Origin of the sequence: uncultured Lactobacillus sp. (assembly GCF_947367125.1) — a bacterium.
Taxonomy (GTDB): Bacteria; Bacillota; Bacilli; order Lactobacillales; family Lactobacillaceae; genus Lactobacillus.
The window spans coordinates 1-20,894 of sequence record NZ_CANBCQ010000027.1 but is presented as its reverse complement, the minus strand read 5'-3'; the positions used below and the strand labels follow the sequence as shown (position 1 = coordinate 20,894).

Below are 20,894 nucleotides of genomic sequence, written 5' to 3'. Positions count from 1 at the left end.
AGGTGATTAGGTGGCAAATATTAAACATGCAGGTCGTAAACGCAAACTTAATGTCGGGGATGGCGACCGTCCTTATCAAAAACGCCAATCTAAGAAATTTAAGGAAATGAATAAGGATCTTAAAGAAGTCCAACCTACGCCACCTAGTCATTTAGATAAACATGGAAAATGGTTGTGGCGTCAGATTGTACCTGAATTACAGAAAATTGGTAATATTAAATATCTTGATCAATTGAATTTAGCTGCTCTTTGTTCAGCATATTCAGATTTCAGAACTGCTGAAGAAGAAATTGCTAAGGATGGTCCATATCCGTCGGCTTATATTGAAGTTCCGCAAGTAATGACTTACAAAAATGCAAAAGGTAAAGAAGTTCAAAAAATTGTTAAAGTTACTAAGCAGATTCAAGACAAAACTAAGCCGAATCCAATGTTCTCTGTTAAAAATACTGCAGAGCGAACAATGAAAACTTTATGTGCTGATCTAGGTATGAGTTTTAATGCGAGAGCTGCAGCAAATATTGAAAGTGAGAATTATCACGCTCAACAGAAGAATACTGGAAGTTCTGGTTCTCCTTTAGGATTGGTGAAGTTCAATGGAGTATGATCTAACAGAAGTCAAAGACATCAAAAAATATGTGCGAGAGAGCGATTTTCAGACCAAGTTCACTGATATTGCTAATCAAGTAACTGATTATGGCACTAGATTTGCCTCTGATGTATTGCTGACAGACAAATATATTACTGGCAGGGATGTACAATTAGCAGCATTTCGCCATTTGAATGATCTATCTTTACAAGGTACGGATAATTTTGCATTTACTTATTCTGAAGAATACGTTAATGCAATTGAATATTTCACCAGAATACTTCCCAATCCGCTTGATTTAAGTCAAAAAATTAAACCGTACGGGTTTGAAAGTTTTCTTTTTGATTCAACAATCGGTTGGCGTGATTTAGAAACCGGTGGTTCAAGATTTCATGTTGTGCATTTTTCTACTTCTAGAAAGCAAGCTAAAACATTTTGTGCGGCGGTTTTGCTAAATTTTGGCTATTTTGCAATTGGTCTTCAGGGATCTGCACAAGATTTCTTGGTAGCATCCGTTGATTCAGAGCATGTTAATAAGCTTTTTGACTATATTTCATTGCAAGCAAAACAGGTGATTGCTTTACCTGATTTTGCTGAAGATTGTAAGGCTCAAGACGTTGAAGTACAAGCTACTCAAATCATTGGTCATAATAATCGAAATATTGTACGTAAAGGTACTGCTTCAGGTCGCAATTCTTTTGATTCTAAGCACGATTTATTTGCAATTTTTGATGAAATTGGCGGTCTCGAGACAAAATATGATAAAAAAGTTTCAGATATCATGATGGGTCAAGGTGATAATCCTAATCGGTTATTGGTGAAGATTTCAACAGCTTATCCTAATCCAAATTGTGCCTTTAAGCATGAAGAAGATAGTTTAAGGAAAGCAATTGAAACTGATTCTCATACTGCTGACGATACATTTTTCTTAAATTTTGCGCAAGATAATGAAAACGAGGTCTTTAAGCCAGAAACTTGGGAGAAATCTAATCCACTTTTGCATGATAAATCTACCCATGATAAGCGATTAGCCGGGTTAATTGACCTAAGAAATAACCTTGAGAGATCGGGAAAATTAAGCGATTTTGCTAATAAATCAATGAATATGTGGTCACGTCAGTTTCAAGATTCATATTTGCCACTAAGAGATATTCAGAAAAATATAGTTTCTGATTTTAATATTCATGGCAGGGATGTATTTGTTGGAATTGATGCTTCAATGTCTAATGACAATACCGCTTTTGGTATGATTTTCCCTTATGATGATCATAAATTTCATATTGAGCAGTATTCATTTATTCCATTTGCTCAAGCTAAGACCATTGCAGCTAAAGAACATCAAGATAATTTGAATTATCGTAATCTAGCTCGTCAGGGCTTCTGTGAGATTACTAATAATTCCTCTGGCACGATTAACTATGAGCAAGTTTGGAACTGGTTAGAGCAATATATTTCGTCAAATGAGCTAAATTTAAAAGCTATTGTCGTTGACCCTGCTTACTTAACTTGGTTTGCTAAGCGTGTGGAAAATTATCAGCCAGATTGGCCATATATTCCATTCAAGCAAACGTCTCTGCAGCTAAATCAGCCTACTAAGGGATTACAGAAAGCATTTATTGACGGAAATGTATCCTTGCTTAATGATCCATTGTTAGTCGATGGTTTAAATAATGCTGTTTTAGTTGCTGATAAGGGCGGCATGGTCAAAATTGACCGGCAAAACCGAGTTAGTCAGCATATCGATACTGCAGATGCCATTATTAATGCTTATTCTCAAGCACAAAACTATTTTGAGGGCTTTAACAAGGATAAAGATGTTAAATTGCTTGATACGATGACACAAGAACAACGAAATAACTACTTTAAGAATCTTTTTGGAGCGTAATATGATCAATAAATTCTGGAAAATTATCAAAAAAATCTATTTTCTTTATATTCAGGCTATTCTATTTGTTGCAGGCTTTGTGCTTTTAAATATTGCCTGCTATAGGTTAATGAATATAACTGGAGGTTTGTTTGTATCAGCATTTACATTAATTCTTTTTGGATTGATTATAAATAATGATCAAGAAAAGAGGTGATTAGATGGGGCTTTTAAGTAGAGCGTCACCACATAAAATTAAAAATATGACTACTTCAGTACCTGCAACTCACGGCTTAGTTTTTACTCAACTTATTGGTAATCAGCCTTTAAACTTGGTAAGTACGAATCAAGCTCTTTTAAATAGTGATATTTTTAGTGTTATTAATAGAATTTCATCAGATATTGCTTCAGCAAGATTTAAGACTGCTAATCAATATGTTTATAACTTACTGAACACTCCTAACCGGCTAATCAGCCGGTTTTCTTTTTGGCAAAGTGTAATTATTCAGCTATTACTGGATGGTAACTCTTATGTGCCTATTAAGGGGATGAGTCTTGAACAAAGACGCCCTTCAGAAGTTAGTGAAATCAATGTTTTAGATGATTATCAGGGGTTAACTTATAAAATTACGCCGTTTAATGGTGAAAAAGAATTTACATTAACTCAAGATCAAATTCTGCACTTTAGGATTATGCCTGATTCACGGTATCAATACATGATTGGCATGTCTCCTTTGGAGTCTTTGACATATGAAATGACAATTAGTGCTGATAGCCGTAAGGCTACGCTTAATTCAATTAAAAATCAGATTAGTCCAATTGGAATTCTAACTGTTCCGGCAAGTCAGCTTAATGATGAAGATCGTGAAGCTGCTAGAAAAAGCTTTGAAAAAGCAAATAGTGGTGAAAATAACGGCCGACTAATGGTATTGACTGATGATTCTAAATTCAACCAGTTAGATGTAAAAGCTGATGTGTTTAAGGCTTTAAATGAAAATGCTAACTTTTCAGCATCCCAAATATCAAAGGCTTTTGGTATTCCGGTTGATATGCTGGGTGGTGGCCAATCTACCGAATCTCAGCATAGCAATATTGATTCGGTTAAGGGTAACTATATTTCAGATTTAAATTCTTATATCAATCCAATTTTGGATGAATTAAAGCTGAAATTTAATTGTCCAGATTTAAAGTTAGACGTTAAGTCAGCATTGGATGTTGATGATTCTTTAACTATTAATCAGGTAAATTCAATGCTACAGGCTGGTGTAATTGATCGAGATCAGGCACAGCAGCTACTAAAAAAATCTGGAGCATTGCCGTTAGATCTAATCCCATTTACTTCAAGTGAAGGAGGTGAGAATAATGATCAAAATTGATGTTAAAGGTGATGTTGTTGACAATGATACAGGTCAATTCTTCGATTATTTTGGGATGCAATATGTTAGTCCCAATATGGTCAAGGAATCATTGGATAAAGCTCAGGGTGAAGAAGTAGAAATGGATATTGCCTCCTATGGTGGGGATGTTTTTGCTGCATCTGAAATTTATTCAATGATTAATCAGTATCCAGGTACAGTTACTGGAGTGATTCAAGGAATGGCTGCTTCAGCTGCAACAATCATTGCAGAAGCTTGTGATCACTTAATTATTAGCCCTGCCGGACAGATGATGATTCATAAAGCATCTACGGCTGGAGCAGGTAATTCAGATGATTTTACTCATACAGCCGGAGTATTAAGCACTACTGATCGAACAATTGCAGGTATTTATCAAACGAGAACTGGTAAATCCGAAGATGAAGTCCTTAAATTAATGAAACAAGAAACGTACTTGACTGCTAAAGATGCAGTTGACCAAGGTTTTGCCGATGAAATTATGAAGAAAAATGAAAAAGTTCCTCAAGTAGTGAATAGTCTTCATGATATTCCATCCAAGAGCGCCGTTAAGAAACTTATGAATTTAATAAAGAATCAAAAGAGCACCCCCTCAGAATATAAAAAGTCTGAGAGTGATGCTCTTTTTGATGAAAAATTAGCAATTTTTAAAGGAGAAAGTAATGGGAACATTATCTAAAGATCAAATTCAAACGGCATATATGCAAGCGTCTGCGCGTTATGCTGATTTGAATAATAAAGCTACTGTTGGTCTTGTAGATCATAATTTAACTAAAGATGACTACAATAAAATTATTCAAGACAGAGATCAAGCTAAGATGGAGCGAGATGGTTTGCTTGATCAATTGACAAACTGGGATACTAATCATCCTGGTGCAGGTAAGCCAACCGAAAGCAAAGCTACTAATTTAAAGAATATCCATAAGACAAAGGAAGAGGTTGCTGCGGAAGCAAGAAAACAGATTAATGACTTTGTTCATGCTGGGCGGTTCTTAAATGCTGGTGATACCAGTACTACAGGTGTAACCAGACCAACGGTATCTCCAACTATTCCTGAACAAATTATTTATAATCCTAGTGCTGAAGTTAATTCAGTAGTTGATTTATCAACTCTGATTACGAAGACACCTGTTGTAACTGGCAGTGGTACTTATCCAGTATTAAAGCGTGCTGATGATGCTTTCAAAACAGTTGATGAATTGAAAGAAAATCCTGAAATGGCACTTCCTGAATTTACAAATGTTAATTGGAAAGTTGATACTTATCGTGGTGCAATCCCTATTTCACAAGAAGCTATTGATGATTCTGCAGTAGATGTGTCAGGAATTGTTACTCAGCAAATTGGTGAGCGAAAAGTAAACACAACTAATGCAGCTATTTCAGATAAATTAAAACAATTTTCTGCAGCTACTGCTAATAAAGATAATCTAGTTGATGCCTTTAAATGGCTTATTAATGTTGGACTTGATCCTGCATATCATCCAACTATTGTTGTTACTCAAAGTCTTTATAATGCACTTGATACTTTAAAGGATGCTCAAGGACGATATATTTTCCATCAAGATATGACCTCAAAATCTGGTGATACTTTACTTGGATTACCAGTTAAACGTGTAGGCGATACTTTGTTAGGCCAAGCTGGTGATGCAAAAGCATTTATTGGTGATCTTGGTCGAGGTTTGTTCTTTGCTGACCGTAAGAATATTAACATGATGTGGCAATGGGATAATATTTTTGGCTGGTACTTAGCAGGAGCACTTAGATTTGGTACAAGTATGGCTGATGCCAAGGCAGGATATTTCTTATCTGCAGACATTCCAACTCAAGATATTATTAAGCCAACTGTTGAGGTCAAAAAGAATCCAGATGAAAATAAGAAGCAAGAAACTCCACCAAAGGAAATTAATTAGTGGTAGGAGTTGATTCCAAATGACTGATTCAACTGGCGTAACTGTAGATGACTTACGGGACTACTTAGCTAGTGATGCACCAGCTGATTTTTTGCAACGTCTTATTGATGAAGCTGAATTTGACGCGCATCACATTGTTGGTGATGATATTCCAATTGAGCGCTGCCGGCAGAATCGTGATTTTAACCAAGCGGTCAGAATCCTAGCTGACTATGACAATGCATCCCGTGGTGCACAAGACAATCAAACACATGCTTACCCTAGATCATTTCTTTATCGAATGAATCAATGCAAATGGACGTTGAGGAGGGATGCAGATGGCTCTAAATAAATTTACAGGACGTAGTTTTAATAAATCAATTGTTTTCGGTACAAGCGTAAAAACAAGAGATGAAAATGATGGCTCTGAAAAAATGACGTTTAAGCGGCTTTTAGGGCCTTTTCATTGTGCTCCGTATATTCGGACTATGCACCAAAATTTTGAGCTTTTGGGTACCAAATTTTCAAATACTCGGCAAGTATCTATCAATCATCAATGGGTTGGTAGCAAACTGACTCGTCAAATGAAATTTGCAGTTATCGATAACGAAATTTATAAAATTGTTGATAATGGTTCTGATGACACAAGTAATCCTAATGGCTTAGATATTCTAAGCTTACAGCTTGCTGAAGATATTGACTTACCAAATGAGGTGGCTAAAGATGGCTAGCTTTGAAGAGCAGTTGAATGACTATCGTAAGCAATTAAATAAGTTAATTCCGAATACTGAACAAAAGCGTAAAGCAAATAAGGCTGGTGCTGAGGTCTATCAAAAACGGCTTGCTGAGGTTACAAAAGCAAAACACTATTCAAACAAAAAAGATGAAAAGTATGGTCACATGGCTGATCATATTGAAATTTCCGATAAAAATAGTGATGAAGTAGCTGATGGCAGTGCAACCGTTGGTTGGCCAAATCGATATCATGCAATGAATGCGATGCGTTTAAATGATGGAACTGTTCACATTAAGGCTGATCACTTTGTTGATATTACTCGTGAAGAAAGTAATGATGCAGTTATTGAAGCTCAAGCTAAGGCATTGGGCTTTAAGAAAGGCGGCTAGTTATGAAGTTGCCAATTGTACAAGTTGCTGACTTACTTGAAGCTGCTAACTTTGGTTGGGTTGATCCAGAGCACATCTATACTACAAATGTCACTCCCGATGAAGATGATTCTGGTAAAACAACATTTATTCGCATTCAAGACGCTGTAGGCCGAATGGCTTACTATGCTAATGATGTAGCTTTTGCACAAGTTGTTGGTGTAGAGGTTCAAATATTTTTCAGCAACAAATGGTCAAAGTTGACCAAAGATGAAAATTTAACAATTTATGATGCAAAAGTCGCAGTTTTGAAGAAGTTGCAGGCTAATGGTTGGAAGATTCAAAATCCTTTGAATCCTGACACACCTGATCCTGATACTGGTCAAAAAACTGCGACTATTTATGTTACAAAAATTTTAGAAATGGAGAATTAGAATGGCAGATACACAAACGACTCAAGAATTAGGGTCATCAAGTCATGGTATTAATCTCGTTACTTTTGCATTGCTTAATCCTTCAACTGGTACTGTTTTAACCGGCCCTGATGGTTTGAGTGATAACGGGATTAAGCCAATTTATCAAGGTGTTCAAGGTGCTACACAAGCCGAATATCAAAACCTAGAGCGTGAAGGTACTAAGCAATATGCTAATGACACGCCTAAGCGTGTTACTCGCCCTACTCAAGCACCTACTGCAAACTTAACGTTTCTCGACATTGCTTGGGACACTCTTAACAAGTTAACTGGATATGAACAAGGTGAAGATGGTGGTTACTCACTTTCTGGTGGCGCTAAGCCATATTTTGCAATGCTCACACGTGCAACTTTCTTGGATGGTTCTTCTTTATATGAAGCTTTTGCATGTGCTACTGCAATTTTACCAATTGGCCAACACCAAACTGATAATGACTCAGAACAAGATGCAAATGTTGCTTTAACTGTTGATGCATTCCAACCAATTAATCCTGATGTTTTTAAGCTTAAGAATGGGCATCAAATGCCTTATAGACGCTGGAATTCTTTAGATTCAAAGTTTGATCCTGAAAAGATGATGGCACAAGTTTTCCCTGGGTATAAACCGGATGACACAATGAAGATTGTGGTACCTACTTGGAATGGCACGTCAGTTGCTACTCCAAGTAATGTGCAAAGTGTCCAACCTAAGTCAGATAAGTAATTAAGAAGCAGGGTGGGTGTGGTAGGAAATTAAAATAACTGGTTAATTAAGGAATGGTTTCAGCCGTTCCTTTTCTTTCGAAAGGATTATAAAAATGTCAAAAATTATTATCGATACTAAAATTTTGCCAATTAAAGCTGATCAAGTTGAAGTTGTTCCTACGGGTGCAGTAGGTGACATTTCAAGAGAGACCATGATTAAGATTTTGGAATCAGCTGATCCTAAGAAAAATGAAGAGTATGTTGACTTCATTAAGCGACAAGCAGATGCCAAAAAAGCTGCACTTGACTTGTTAAAGTTAGTCCTAGGTTTATCAACTAAACAAATTGACAAGATCAATTCAGAATTGGAAGAAAGCACTATTGATAATTATGTTGGTTACGTTGAGTCCTTACTTCAAGGTTTAGCTACTGGTTCATATGCTGACTTTGAAAAGGCGCAAAAAGATGACGGTGAGGAAGTCACAGACCCAAAATCCGACGAAGACGACGATTAAAACAAATCAACGATTTAAAGGTTCAAGGGCTTCATTATAAAAGATTAAAACGGGATATGTTCTTGATGCATGGGACAGATCCTAAATTGATTGATAATACTGATTATTTTGACTTGATGGAACTTCTAAGCACACCAGATGAAGATCCAATATTCTCAGCTTCTGAACTTTTGAGTCCATCTGCAAATCAAGAACAGAGTTTCTACGATCAGGACGACATTTGGGCTGATGAGTAGATAGAAAGGAGATAAATATGGTGAAAATCAGCAACATAATGTCGACCACGATCGATATTAATACAATTAAAGCTTCTAATTCACTTAAGTCTTTAGATAGCGCTATTAGAGCTACAACCAATGCATGGAAAGCTAATGAAGCACGTGCTAAGTCAGTGGGTAGTGCCCTTGAAGCGTCTAAATCACGGTATGAAGGTCTAAGCAAAAATATTGAAAACGTTAAGTCAAAAATTGGGTACTTAACGGAGCAACAATCTAAGCTTGACCGAACTACTCAACAAGGACAAGAAGAGTACAATAAGTATGCTAATAAATTAGCGTCTGCTGAAAAGCAACTTGCTTCAATGACTGCTCAGCAAGACCGAGCTAAGCGGTCAATGGACTATCAAAAGACGGGGCTAGCTGGACTGCAGTCGTCTTATAAGTTGCTGAATGAATTAGGCAATAGCCGAATTCAGCGGCTTGAAGCTGAAGGTAGACAATATGAAGCTAATAAGACTAAATTGGCCACTTATCGTGCGTCAATTACTAGCCTAACTAAACAGCAGAAACTGCAGGCTGATGAACTGGTTAGAATTGGCAAAGCTTCTGGCGAAGCTAGTGAAGCTTATAAACGTCAACAAATTCGCTTAAACCAAACTTCAACTACTTTAGCAAAAACTAAAAATGAGATGAATGAATTGTCGGGATCAATGCGTAAAGCAAACCCGACTTTTTTAGATCGTATTAAAAGTAAACTAGGTAGTGTCAACAAAGAAGCTGGTCAAACTCATAAGACTTTTAAAGAAGTATTTGCTGGGTCTTTTATTGGCAACGCTTTGTCAAATGCTGTATCAAACTTAACTGGTAAGCTTAAGGGTGCAGTTAGTGAAGGTATGGCATTAAATGCCGCTACTGCTAAGATTAATGCTCGTTTTAAGAGTATGGGCATGTCCGCTAAAGGTATTGAGACCTTAGATAAGCAAATTGGTGATTTAAAGTCCCAAACCAATATGACTGGTGATAATGTAGCCAACTTGCAGACCAAGATGCTTAACTGGTCAAACATTGGTACTAAGGGTGCCATGCAAATGACTAAGATGATTGCTGGTGTCGGTGATTCATCTAAGTTATCTGGTGACAAAATTGAGCAGATGGGTGCTAGTTTGATGCGTGTCGGGTCTACTGGTAAGGTGACTTATTCAGCATTAAGCCGAGTCACCAAGTCAGCACCAACCTTTATGGCACAGTTGGCCAAAGGTGCCGGCATGTCAGAAGACAAGCTTAAGTCAGTGCTTAAAACCGGTAAAGTTACGCAAACTCAATTCCAAAAATGGATGGCGTCAGCTGCTAAGTACTCTGATACTGCCTTTAAAGGCTTTAGCTCCACGCAAGGTGGTGCACTTAAGTTCATGCAGGTTAGATGGCAGAAACTTGAGCAAACAATGACTAAGCCTCTTTTTGATGCTAAGACCTCAGGTTTGCAAGCATTAAAAGATATCATGGCTAGTCCAGAGCTACTTAAAGGTGCTACGGCAATTGGTAGCGCTTTGTCCTCGACCATTGGCTATATCGATAAGCACAAAAAAGATATTGCTGGTATTACCTCCGACGTTACTCACATTGGTACTGAATTAGGTAAAGATTTATGGAAAGATATCTCTGGAATTATTGGAGATATTGGTAAGTCCTTTGGCTTAATTCATGGTAATGCTAAGAAAACAGAAGATCCTCTTCACATGGTCAAGCTTACAATGGATGGCTTGGCCAAAAATAAAACAGCGATTCAATGGATAAGTAAAGCCATTATTGCAATGGCTGCTGTCAAAGGACTTAAAGCCGTAACTAGTCCACTTGTTGAGTTAGCTAACATTAAAATTGGTGATAAATCGCTAATCGGAATGTTGGCCAAGGGTGGATTCAAATTCGGTAAAGGTATGCTTCATCCAATTAAGTCAATTACTAATACTTGGGACAAGTTCTTAATCCATCTTTCAAACGGAAAGACTAGAGTTGGTAAAATTACTGACGCATTTAAAACCGGTTTTTCGAAAATTGGTAAGTTTGGCCAATCTTCATGGAAAGTTATTAGTAAAGCTTGGGGCAAAGCAAGCGATTTAGGTTCTAAAGCCAGTGAAAAAATTGCCAAAGGCTTTAGGGCAACTGGCGATAGCCTATCTAGAGCTGGTCGTTGGAGCTGGAAGAAGATTAGATCAGGTTTTGATGGTGTTAAAACTTTTGGTCAAAAGTTAGGTCAGCAATTAGTTGCCGGATTTCAAAAAACTATTAAAGTTAGCCGAGGTCTTTTTACTCAAAAGGGTGGTGCTGGCATCTTTAATGGTGCTTTGCAGTCCGCTAAATCCGCAGGTGGTTTTAAGAATTTAACTACTGTAGGTAAAGTTGGCACTGCGGCGGCTGGCGTAGGTGTTGTTGTAGATGCTGCAACCTCAATAGTCAAAGGCATCAAAGATAAGGTAGGTTCGCGTAAGCAGTATGAAGATATCGGTACTGGAGCTGGTAAAGCTATTGGTGGTGGTATCGGTCTTTACTTTGGTGGGCCTTTAGGCGCCGCAGTTGGTGCTAAGATTGGTGGCGTTGTCGGCAAATGGGGCGGTGACGCTGTTAAGAGCTTTCAAAATGGTTGGAATAAAAAGAAGCCACCTAAGAACTTTTGGAGCTTAGAAAATCTCGGCTGGTCAACCCACGATACTTTTAACAAAATAGGTAAATGGGGATCTGACGTTGGCAAAAAGTTCGGACAAAGTTTAAGCAAAGGTAAATCTTGGGTTAAGAAGAATTCAAAGGAACTTGCTTTAACTGCAGTTAATCCAATTGCTGGCATTCCGACACTGCTGTACAAAAATAGCCCTAAATTTAAAAAATGGGCTAATGGAGTTGGTAAGACCTTCAAGAAAGGTTTTAATTCTGCAAAGAAGTCAGTAACTAACTTTAACAAGTCCGTTGCTAAGAATGTTGGCAACTTTAATAAGTCTGTTGGTAAAAAATATAGACAAATAACAAGTGGTATTGGTAAAACCTTTAAAAAGGGCTGGAATACAGCTTATAAGCATGCTTCAAAAGGTACTAAGCAAATTATGCGTAGTACTGAGAATTTTGCTAAAAACTACGTCAAAATTCAAAAAAAGGCTAACTCTGAAACTGCTAAAAACTTCGGTAGCTTTAGTAAACGCTTAAAGAAGAATCACGGTAATCTCTTTAAAACACTTGGTCAAACTGCCAAAACTCAACTAAAAATTGAGCAAAAGCGTTGGAGCTCTAATTGGAAAAATATCAAGACTACTGCAGCTGGCATTTGGAAGGGGCTTAGGACTAATGCATCTGATATGTATGCTAAGCTCAATAAATCTACTCACGGTGGTCTTGGTAAAGTATTCGATAGCTTTAAAGATTTTGGCAAAAATATCGGAAAATTTTGGTCTGATCTTTGGAAAGGTATTACTAAGACTTTTGATGATACTGTCAAAGGTCTTCAAGATGCTGCAGGCAACATCCAGAAATTCTTTACCGGTAAATTAAAAGTTGGTAATATCCACTTAGCTAGCGGAACTGATTGGAAAAAGAAATATGGCTATCCAGCAATTTTAAATGATGGTCATGATTCACCTGCTACAGGTAATCGTGAGGGCTTAATCCATGCTGACGGTTCGCTAGAAATCCTACGCGGTACTAATATTAAACGCTGGATTTTTCCTGGTGAAGATGTAATCAATGCTCGCGACTTAGCTACTTTATTTGGTCGAGGCGTTCATTTAGCTGATGGCACAGTAAGGTTATCTAGAGATCATAAATATTCTAAGAAAAATTATGAGTTGGCCAAAAAGCGTGCCGTTGAAGATAAAAAAGAACTTGAAAAGCTAGGAGATAAAATCTCTAATGCTTTGAAACATAAGAATGGTAATGAAGCTAGACATCTTACTGCTGAATTTAATAAACTCACTAAGAAATATTCTGCAGATAAGAAGGCCTCTAAGAAGCCTGATCCTCATGCTGGTAAAGTTCTCGTTGATCAAGGCTTGCTGATTGGAGCTAAATCCAGAATTGGTCACTCAGTTTATATTAGTAAAAAGTTATTCAAGCAACTTATTGATAACTTGAATAAGAAATCTAAGACTAAGAGAAAAAAGACTAGGTCAACTAGAAAACACAGCAGTACTCGTCGCAGAACTACTAAAGCCACAACTACGAGAAAGAGGTCAACTTCTACTAGTACTAGATCTATTAGTTCTGGTATGTCAGTTAAAGCTACCGTATCTGGTGGTACTGCTGTTAGTTCATTAGCTTCAGCTATCAAATCCCTCAAATCTAAATCAGTCAAAATCACTGCTAAAGCTTCAGGCGTTAAGGCAGTTGCTGCACTAGCTAAAGCTGCAAAAAAGATCAAAGGTGGAAGTCATAAGGTAACTGTTAAGACTTCAGGATTAAAGTCCCTTAAAAGTCTTTATAAAGCTACTAGAAAAATCAAGGGTAAAACTCATAAAGTTAAAGTAAAGACTTCAGGAACTAAATCACTGAAATCTTTACAGAAAAACATAACTTCTGTTCACAAGAGAATTGATTCCTTAAGCAGAGCTGCTAAGAAAGACAAATTTGGTAAGTCGATCAAGACTCAAGCAGAGGAAGCCGTAAAATCCTTAAAAGGAAAAGGTAATTTTGCTAAGCAATTTGAGTCAATGACCAAAAAGTTCAATAAAGATCTGAAAAATATGACTAAGAATTCTAAGAAGGAATTTAAGTCAATGTGGTCAGATATTGAACATCAATCTAAAACTGGTCAAAGTCGGCTCACTCATGAAATGAATTCATTCTCAAGTCACTACAAGAAAGATTGGAGTTCACTTGAAAATGGGATTCATAGAACTTTTGGCCAATTCTGGTCTAAGATGAGAAGCGCTGCTGGTCGTGGAGTTAATGGCGTTCTTAGAATAGTTAACTCTGCAATTGGCAAAATTGATAGTGTAATTTCTGACTTTGGCGGCTCGAAGACTGCAGTAAAGCAAGTTGGCTTGGTTCATTATGCTTCAGGTACTGGTGTATTTGGATCTTCAATAAGAAGGGCAATTACTAAGCCTACATTTGCTGTTTTAAATGATGGTAATGATTCACCTGAGACTGGGAATAGAGAAACTATTTGGAACAAAGCAACAAATACCTTTGGTGTTGTTCAAGGTAGAAACGTTCCGCTGTTGCTCGGACCTCAACATGAAGTCTTTAGTGCCACAGAATCAAAGCTTTTAGGTTTTACTCACTATGCTTCAGGTACTGGTGCATTGCACAAACTGTATGAAATTGCTAAGCATAATTGGAGCAATCCTACTAAAACTGGTAATTTAATGTTTAGTGCTGTCTCTGGCTTAACTGGTGCTATGAAAGAATTGGCTTCAGGGATGCGCTCTAAGAGTAAAGATCAAGGCGTAACTTGGTGGTCTCAACTGTGGAAGATGGTTGAGGACAAAGTTGACGATGATGATCTTGGCCCAGCAAGTGGTTTACTTAAGGCAGTAGAAACGTTAGGTAAAAACAAACACTATAGTCAAGGCAAAAGAATGTCTAAGTTCTTTGCCGACTGTTCGAGTTTGGTTTCAAGAGCCTTATATAACAATTATGGGGCTAAATGGGCTGAACCTAATGGCTGGGCTTTAACTGTAGCTGGCTTATGGGATCATGCTCATAGAATATCTAAATCTGAAGCTAAACCTGGTGATCCAGTTTTCTGGCTCCCAGATACTCATGTTGGTATCTATGCGGGTCGTGGAATGTACTATTCTGCATATGGTCCTGGTGATGGTGGACCAGTTGGCATGCAAAGAGTCGCTCCAGGTGCTACTTTTGGTCGCTTTAACGGTTTAAATACTGAAGGTGGTAAATCAGATAGTCCTAAAGTTAAAGCCGACAATTCTTTACAAAAGAAAATTAAGGCTCAAGTTGGTCAAGGCTTTTGGAGAACAGTTCAAAAGATTGCTGACAAGTATGGAGATAATGGATTAGCTGGCGCATTTAAACTTGGTGGCGATGTTGCTCAAAGAGCTAAAGCATTAGCCAAGGCAATTAAGCAAGCTGTACCAGGTGCAACTAAGAATGGGTTAGCAGCTATTATTGGATCATGGGAATTTGAATCTGGTGGGTTAAATCCAGCAGCAATCAATCCTAATGGTGGAGCTAGTGGCTTAGGTCAATGGCTTTATGGTCGATTAACCAATTTGAAAGCATATGCTAGAAAACATGGCAAGTCATGGAAGGATCCAGCTACTCAAATTAACTTTGCCGCTAATGCTGAAGGCTCTGATAGTGCAATATTTAGACGTATTGCTAAAGGATCTGGTTCACCGGCAAGCTTAGCAAATGCATTTTCCCGCGAATGGGAACGTGGTGGTTACGATGCGCAACATGCTGCCGCTGCTGTACAAATTGCTAGAGCACTAAGAGGCTATGCTAACGGTGGAATTGTTACTAGTCCTCAATTAGCAATGATTGGTGAAGGTCGTGGGCCTGAAACTGTCATTCCTTGGGATATTAGTAAGCGCTCAAGAGCATATCAGCTTATGAATGCAACGTTAGCTCAATTTAAGCATGAAGATGGGAATGATGTAGCAGATAGAAGAAACAGCAAATCTGATGAGGAAAGCCGAGAATTTAGAGAAACGGTTGTTTTACTTTTACAGCAACTTGTAGAACAAAAGGATGATAAAAAAGAGAAGGAAGAGCACGACTTTATGCAAGGCGTGCTTTTACTTTTGCGCCAGATCTTTAATAAATCGTCTGTTGCTGACATCAAGCTCACAACTCCTGCGGGCAGAACCTTGTGGGAAGTTGTCGAGCCGTTTAGTAAGGCAGAACAAAGAGCTGCAATGATCAAACTAAGGAGGGGATTAAGTGGACGTTGAGTATTCAGGTTTAATTTTTCAAGGCAAAAATTCGCGTGATCTAGGTTTTACGGTGCAATATCCGTTTAACCTGATTCATCCGGTAGCTGACCTTGATGCTACTCACATCAAAGGTCGTAACGGTGACTTTTTGCAAGATGATAACTCTTATCAGAATGTCACTGAAACTTTCACTATTGACGTGGTGCGTCCTACAAACGTATCTCAATTTGACTATGAGCGAACTTTGACAGACTGGCTGGCTTCACCTGTAACAATGACTCAAAGAAAGTATCAATATTTACAATTTGATGCTGATCCTGAGTATGCCTATAGTGCGATTCAAAAAGACCCGTTTAGTCTGCAGTGGGACGAGAGTGATCCTTACCATGCCACAGGAACGATCCCATTTTACTGTGAGCCATTCCAGTACCGAGTTGATGGGATTGAATATATTCCGTTGCCGGACACTGGTACGGTTTATAACCAAGAATCCAGAATCTCAATCCCTAATTGGCATTTCATTGCTAATGGAACATTTATCTTATATGTAAATGGCTTACCTTACGAGTTTGACAATATGTCTGGCGAATTTTGGCTATCTGGTGATACTCAAGACACTTACGATAAAGACAATAAGCTTTATAACAATCAAGTAAAAATGCCTAATCTCTCAGTTCCTGAGCTTCAACCAGGAAAAAATACTATCACGATTACTGCAGAATCAGGTGGAACTATTACTAAAGCAGAGTATATGCCACGATGGAGGAGGTTGATTTAATGGCATCAATAACGGTAGCAAAGATATCTGAGATTAATTATGCTCAATATGATGAATTACTAGATTTTCCTCATTTATATAACAGCGTTAATGATGACATTTTCAGACCTGGCATTACTTTAAAAGATGCTTTGACATGCCCAGTTACTTGGAATAGAAATGAGTATCCGACACTGCAGATGACTTATCCATGCAATGGAAGTCATATGATTGAAATTCAGCAGAATCGCTGGATTATGCAAGATTGTGGCTTTAAGTTTCCACATCAACTTTTTAAAATCACTCATGTAACACAAGAACTAGATCAAGTTGTTGTGAGTGGGGAACATATAGCAGCTGTTTTAAACGATTGTACCGTTTCTGGTCCAATCCAGTTTGCTAATGCGAGTGCTCAAGATTTGATGAATCAAGTTTTGAATACGATGCAACCACAAAAAGACTTTACTTTTGATTCTAAGGTATCAAAAGTAAGCAATGTCAATGTAGAAGGTGGTCAGCAAGCTGGTGCTATTTTGATTAATCCTGATCAAGAGGGGGATCAGGCCGTTAATTCCGTTCTTGGTTTGTATGGCGGTGAGCTAGAATTTGATAATACTGAAATCCATCACAGCGAGCATGCTGGTATAGACACGGGCATCGTCATTGATTATGGCAAGAACATGAAAGAATTCCAGCATGACATTTCTACTGAAAATATGTGGACTGGTGCAGTATTTATCGCTAAGTACACTCCAGGTCAAGCCGTAGCTAAAGCAGATTGGGGTGGTTGGGCTAGTTGGTCCAGTGACTATTCCAGTGTTGGGATTTATGCTGCAGGTGGAACAGTTGAGATTTTTAATTCACCAGTTGAAGGACATCAGGCAATTCGTACTTTAACTACTGGAATGAAACTACATCTGGGCACTGCAATTCATGACGGTGACTTTACACCGGATGGCAAATATCAAATTAACACTGTTAACGGTGACGATTGGTATCCAGTAAGTCCTGAAGATGGTAGTGGCTTTGTGGATGCTAGATGGATCAGTTTTGACAAATCTGGTTCATATATGGTCAATGACATCACCGGTACTTTAACCGTTCAAGCTCAAGATCCTAATGACTCTAGTGGAGCTGGATCACGTATAAGTATGTCAGGTAATGCCGTTGTTGCATATAAACCTGGCGGAGAAATTCGAGTGTTCAAATCTCCAGAAATTGGACCAGATCATGTTCCTGTACCTGGATGGACTGTGAAAAATGGAACATCCATTCACTATGACATGATTGAACGTAATCAGAAAGGTGATATGTGGTATCGAATTGGTCCTGGTCAGTGGCTTTACGGCCCACACTTGTCTTTGACTCAAAATGGTTCCTATCAGTCATACAGTAATTCTGGTTATGGTTACATTAAAAAAAATCAGACAAAGTATCATTGGGATAGCAAGAATCATAAGATGGTCGCTACTACCCATACAGTGACCACTGGGGGTAATTCTAAAAATCATAGATCGGGAAGATACTGGGCTTCTAAGAAAAAGAAAGAAAAAGTCCATGTAAAATCCGGTCGAGTAACGATTGATAAAACAATTGTTCAAGGTGGTAAAACTTATCATCATACTAAGTACGGTTGGGTAGCAGCAGGTTCAATTGACTATAAACATAATGGATCAGTCAAACCCTCATCCACAGATCAGATTCTTAAAGATCGGTTGAAAGATCACAGTAAAGTTGAGATTTATGCAACGCCGGATAAAAATAATGCTCTTAATTGGAGTATTCCGTCTGGCACTCAAATTTCAATCAACGCTGGTCATGAAGCTAAAGGTGGAGATGGTAAAACTTATGTTGAAGTGACTTATGCTGGTAAGACCGGTTGGTTACCTGAAGATAACATCGATTCTGATAAGTCTGATTTAGTTGCACCTGATGCTAATGATGGTGATGATAGCTCCAATCCTAATCCCAACATTGACGCGACTACGCATAATGAAGTCACTGTTAAGGTTGGTCCCCTTTATGCTGAAGGGTTTGGCAATGATCCTAATGTGGACAAGGTTACTACTGTGGATGTCAGCTCATACATCAAGCATGATGATCAAGATTTATCTGGTCAGCAGGCTGATGGTTCATTTGCACCAACTGAAGATGATATCAGGCAAGTAACTGAAGCTGGTAAGAATTATTTAATTGAACATCGCTTTGGTCATCTTGAAATTCAAGATACTATTAGCTACCAAGAAATGTCGGCAATGAATGCTGATAAGGTCCAGTTAAGTCTTTACGATTATGTTCATGTTAAGTATGACAAATATCATCTTGATGAAATGGAAGAAATAAATTCGTTTGTCTGGGATGGACTAGCTCACCACTATCAGCAAATCACCATTGGTAAACTGCCGGTTGCATGGCAACACTTGCTACTCCAGCAAGCCAAAGATCAAGCAGCTAGTGCGGCTGGCGCTTATACTAAACGCACTCAAGGTTGGCTCAATCGTTTTGAAGATATGATGCACAGTGAGCGTTCCGACCGTCGAGCTAAAGAAAATGCCATGATGGGTGAGCTGGGGATGATCCAGCAGGATGTCACCTGGAAAGACGATAAAGGAAAAGAGCATAAGCTAAAGGACGTTTTCCTTAAAAGTCGTAAAGAATTTGAAGAGCACTTTCAACAATTAGATGATGATGCTAATGACATCAAGTCTTGGATTGATCAGCCGGGCGAAGGCATTATCCAGGCAATTCCTAACTGGCAAGCACCTCAACAGCTGACCGCTAGAAGTAGTAATGGTGGAAAGATGGTGTTTGGTGGCAATGGATTAGAATTCTATGATGAGCGCTCTCAGAAATTACTAACTGGTATGGACTCAAGAGGCAAGCTTTACGCCGATTCAATTGAGGGCGTAAGTGTCAAGGCAATGAACATTGATGCCATGATTATGCACGGTAACCTAGTTAATGAGGATCCTAATATGAATATGAAAATTTATATTGGAACACAAAATCCAGGTACTACTTTAAACCCATGGAAAAACGGGCGAGTTATCTGGGTGACTTCAGATAACTATGCTTCTATGATGTCATCCGGACAATTTGCAACGACCAGTGGTAGTCATATCACTCGAATTCACCCTAGTGCTATCACTGTGGATGATGAGGACAATCAAGTTTTGACGCAAAGAAACTTTGCTGGGCACGCTTATCGAAGAATCAAGTCTTGGGTACGTGCCTGGGTTGCCGATTGGATAACCATTAGAGGTACTAAGCACTGGATTTGGAAAGGCTCTGACAACGTTGATATGGGTAAGCTGAGAGATTTACCAGGACAAGGTAGGAATGACTATAGATATATTCCTGGTAGTAATGATGACTGGGGCAGTGATGAAGCTGGCATATTAGATGGAATTGATCTAGGAAGTCTAGTATTTGATAGTGACCTTCAAGGAATGAATCAACAGTGGCAGAATGCCTTTAATGATCTTAAAAACAGTTATACGAATATCACTGTGCCTTCAACGCCTGATATTTCGACAAATCCAGGGCAAATTACTACAGATGTGGATAGTACTTCATCTAAAGCGGGAATGCTTAACTATACTGAAGCATACAATCGTGGTTTAGGTCCTAAGAGTGGTCATTATACTGAAGCCGTTGGTACTATGATGGGCGGAAATGATGGCCATATGTATGTATTGAAGTTATATACGCCTACAGGCAATAAACACTGGTATAGAGTTCAATAAGGAGAATCAAATGAATGATAAAGTGGCAGAAACATTAGCAATTAACACCGGAAATATGATTGCTTCACTTAATGTTCAAGTAGCAAAGCTGCAGGTTGCTAATAAGAATCAAACTGAGGCAATTGATGAATTGAAAGCGGAAAATGACAAGCTAAAAATCGAAAATGCCGCGCTAAGAAAGAAGGTGAAAGCAAATGAGTCTAGCGCAAATAACTCTAACAACGAACAAAACAGTAAGTAATGTTGGTGATTATATCCGTAAAATTGGACAAGGTGAACGAGGACAGGTTTTGCCTGTAGTTGTCACTGATGCCAATGGTGCGGCTTATGATCTTACTAATAAAAGTATTGTATTTTCCGAAAATAAGGACTCTGGCAAGTATGTTGTGGACGATGGTAAAGCATCGACAAGCGGTAAATTTACTTTGACTGATCCCCAAAATGGCAAGTTCTCTTATACTTTGCAAGAACAAGTTTATCCAGAGTCTGGGACTGCTTGGTTTGATATCGTAAGTGCAGATGGTACAGTACTTGATACAACAGTGAGTTTTCGATTTGTCGTAATTCCAGCGCCGACTTTGCATGTAAATGATGACAATTACTCGTCCACACTAGAAGCCTTGCAAGCTCACTATCAGGGTGTAATCAAGAACACTGAAACTCAAACACAAAACCTAATTAATAGCCTGACTGATAAAATCAATCGGGCTATTTCTAATGGACAAAACGATATTGCAAATGAGTTAAGTGATGCAAGAACTAAGCTTCAAGCTATCCAAGACC

General features: G+C 38.3%; 17 protein-coding genes. All 17 read left to right on the top strand.

Going from position 1 to position 20,894, the window contains the following annotated elements; all coding sequences use genetic code 11:
• The first annotated feature begins 10 nt into the window (after positions 1 to 10).
• On the top strand, positions 11 to 604 hold the full coding sequence (locus tag Q0Y84_RS08075; protein WP_297952522.1) for a phage terminase small subunit P27 family: 594 nt from the start codon (positions 11 to 13) through the stop codon (positions 602 to 604).
• Complete coding sequence (locus Q0Y84_RS08070) at positions 594 to 2,471, top strand: terminase TerL endonuclease subunit (protein ID WP_297952520.1); 1,878 nt, start codon at positions 594 to 596, stop codon at positions 2,469 to 2,471. The genes Q0Y84_RS08075 and Q0Y84_RS08070 overlap by 11 nt, the downstream gene beginning before the upstream one ends.
• A gap of 200 nt (positions 2,472 to 2,671) precedes the next feature.
• Positions 2,672 to 3,826 carry a phage portal protein gene (locus Q0Y84_RS08065; RefSeq protein ID WP_297952517.1) on the top strand — a complete coding sequence of 385 codons (1,155 nt, stop codon included), beginning with the start codon at positions 2,672 to 2,674 and terminating at the stop codon, positions 3,824 to 3,826.
• On the top strand, positions 3,813 to 4,523 hold the full coding sequence (locus Q0Y84_RS08060; protein WP_297952515.1) for a head maturation protease, ClpP-related: 711 nt from the start codon (positions 3,813 to 3,815) through the stop codon (positions 4,521 to 4,523). Before Q0Y84_RS08065 ends, Q0Y84_RS08060 begins: the two co-directional genes overlap by 14 nt.
• On the top strand, positions 4,507 to 5,754 hold the full coding sequence (locus Q0Y84_RS08055) for a phage major capsid protein (RefSeq protein WP_297952513.1): 1,248 nt from the start codon (positions 4,507 to 4,509) through the stop codon (positions 5,752 to 5,754). Before Q0Y84_RS08060 ends, Q0Y84_RS08055 begins: the two co-directional genes overlap by 17 nt.
• 19 nt (positions 5,755 to 5,773) lie before the next feature.
• On the top strand, positions 5,774 to 6,085 hold the full coding sequence (locus Q0Y84_RS08050) for a phage gp6-like head-tail connector protein (protein ID WP_297952511.1): 312 nt from the start codon (positions 5,774 to 5,776) through the stop codon (positions 6,083 to 6,085).
• Positions 6,072 to 6,464 carry a hypothetical protein gene (locus Q0Y84_RS08045; protein ID WP_297952509.1) on the top strand — a complete coding sequence of 131 codons (393 nt, stop codon included), beginning with the start codon at positions 6,072 to 6,074 and terminating at the stop codon, positions 6,462 to 6,464. Before Q0Y84_RS08050 ends, Q0Y84_RS08045 begins: the two co-directional genes overlap by 14 nt.
• Entirely contained in the window at positions 6,457 to 6,858 is a 402-nt protein-coding gene (locus tag Q0Y84_RS08040; RefSeq protein WP_297952507.1) for an HK97 gp10 family phage protein, read from the top strand. Before Q0Y84_RS08045 ends, Q0Y84_RS08040 begins: the two co-directional genes overlap by 8 nt.
• A gap of 2 nt (positions 6,859 to 6,860) precedes the next feature.
• A complete protein-coding gene (locus Q0Y84_RS08035; protein WP_005722995.1) occupies positions 6,861 to 7,271 on the top strand; it encodes a DUF806 family protein in 411 nt (136 codons plus the stop codon).
• A gap of 1 nt (position 7,272) precedes the next feature.
• On the top strand, positions 7,273 to 8,013 hold the full coding sequence (locus Q0Y84_RS08030) for a phage tail protein (RefSeq protein WP_297952504.1): 741 nt from the start codon (positions 7,273 to 7,275) through the stop codon (positions 8,011 to 8,013).
• 94 nt (positions 8,014 to 8,107) lie between these two features.
• Complete coding sequence (locus tag Q0Y84_RS08025) at positions 8,108 to 8,509, top strand: phage tail tube assembly chaperone (protein ID WP_297952502.1); 402 nt, start codon at positions 8,108 to 8,110, stop codon at positions 8,507 to 8,509.
• 65 nt (positions 8,510 to 8,574) lie between these two features.
• Positions 8,575 to 8,745 carry a hypothetical protein gene (locus Q0Y84_RS08020; RefSeq protein ID WP_269256508.1) on the top strand — a complete coding sequence of 57 codons (171 nt, stop codon included), beginning with the start codon at positions 8,575 to 8,577 and terminating at the stop codon, positions 8,743 to 8,745.
• A 17-nt stretch (positions 8,746 to 8,762) separates the two neighbouring features.
• Entirely contained in the window at positions 8,763 to 15,626 is a 6,864-nt protein-coding gene (locus Q0Y84_RS08015; protein ID WP_297952499.1) for a phage tail tip lysozyme, read from the top strand.
• On the top strand, positions 15,616 to 16,386 hold the full coding sequence (locus Q0Y84_RS08010; RefSeq protein WP_297952497.1) for a phage tail protein: 771 nt from the start codon (positions 15,616 to 15,618) through the stop codon (positions 16,384 to 16,386). The genes Q0Y84_RS08015 and Q0Y84_RS08010 overlap by 11 nt, the downstream gene beginning before the upstream one ends.
• Entirely contained in the window at positions 16,386 to 20,111 is a 3,726-nt protein-coding gene (locus tag Q0Y84_RS08005) for a phage tail spike protein (RefSeq protein ID WP_297952495.1), read from the top strand. The genes Q0Y84_RS08010 and Q0Y84_RS08005 overlap by 1 nt, the downstream gene beginning before the upstream one ends.
• A gap of 10 nt (positions 20,112 to 20,121) precedes the next feature.
• Positions 20,122 to 20,352, top strand: coding sequence for a hypothetical protein (locus Q0Y84_RS08000; RefSeq protein ID WP_297952493.1), 231 nt, complete (start codon positions 20,122 to 20,124; stop codon positions 20,350 to 20,352).
• Positions 20,306 to 20,894: BppU family phage baseplate upper protein (locus tag Q0Y84_RS07995; protein ID WP_297952491.1), on the top strand; the 589-nt coding region annotated here is incomplete at its 3' end. The genes Q0Y84_RS08000 and Q0Y84_RS07995, both read left to right, overlap by 47 nt.

What these genes read in the sequence shown, in the direction of transcription:
- Q0Y84_RS08070 (WP_297952520.1), top strand. Translation starts at nt 594, where the DNA reads ATGGAGTATGATCTAACAGAAGTCAAAGACATCAAAAAATATGTGCGA.
- Q0Y84_RS08065 (WP_297952517.1), top strand. Translation starts at nt 2,672, where the DNA reads ATGGGGCTTTTAAGTAGAGCGTCACCACATAAAATTAAAAATATGACT.
- Q0Y84_RS08060 (WP_297952515.1), top strand. Translation starts at nt 3,813, where the DNA reads ATGATCAAAATTGATGTTAAAGGTGATGTTGTTGACAATGATACAGGT.
- Q0Y84_RS08055 (WP_297952513.1), top strand. Translation starts at nt 4,507, where the DNA reads ATGGGAACATTATCTAAAGATCAAATTCAAACGGCATATATGCAAGCG.
- Q0Y84_RS08050 (WP_297952511.1), top strand. Translation starts at nt 5,774, where the DNA reads ATGACTGATTCAACTGGCGTAACTGTAGATGACTTACGGGACTACTTA.
- Q0Y84_RS08045 (WP_297952509.1), top strand. Translation starts at nt 6,072, where the DNA reads ATGGCTCTAAATAAATTTACAGGACGTAGTTTTAATAAATCAATTGTT.
- Q0Y84_RS08040 (WP_297952507.1), top strand. Translation starts at nt 6,457, where the DNA reads ATGGCTAGCTTTGAAGAGCAGTTGAATGACTATCGTAAGCAATTAAAT.
- Q0Y84_RS08035 (WP_005722995.1), top strand. Translation starts at nt 6,861, where the DNA reads ATGAAGTTGCCAATTGTACAAGTTGCTGACTTACTTGAAGCTGCTAAC.
- Q0Y84_RS08030 (WP_297952504.1), top strand. Translation starts at nt 7,273, where the DNA reads ATGGCAGATACACAAACGACTCAAGAATTAGGGTCATCAAGTCATGGT.
- Q0Y84_RS08025 (WP_297952502.1), top strand. Translation starts at nt 8,108, where the DNA reads ATGTCAAAAATTATTATCGATACTAAAATTTTGCCAATTAAAGCTGAT.
- Q0Y84_RS08020 (WP_269256508.1), top strand. Translation starts at nt 8,575, where the DNA reads ATGCATGGGACAGATCCTAAATTGATTGATAATACTGATTATTTTGAC.
- Q0Y84_RS08015 (WP_297952499.1), top strand. Translation starts at nt 8,763, where the DNA reads ATGGTGAAAATCAGCAACATAATGTCGACCACGATCGATATTAATACA.
- Q0Y84_RS08005 (WP_297952495.1), top strand. Translation starts at nt 16,386, where the DNA reads ATGGCATCAATAACGGTAGCAAAGATATCTGAGATTAATTATGCTCAA.
- Q0Y84_RS08000 (WP_297952493.1), top strand. Translation starts at nt 20,122, where the DNA reads ATGAATGATAAAGTGGCAGAAACATTAGCAATTAACACCGGAAATATG.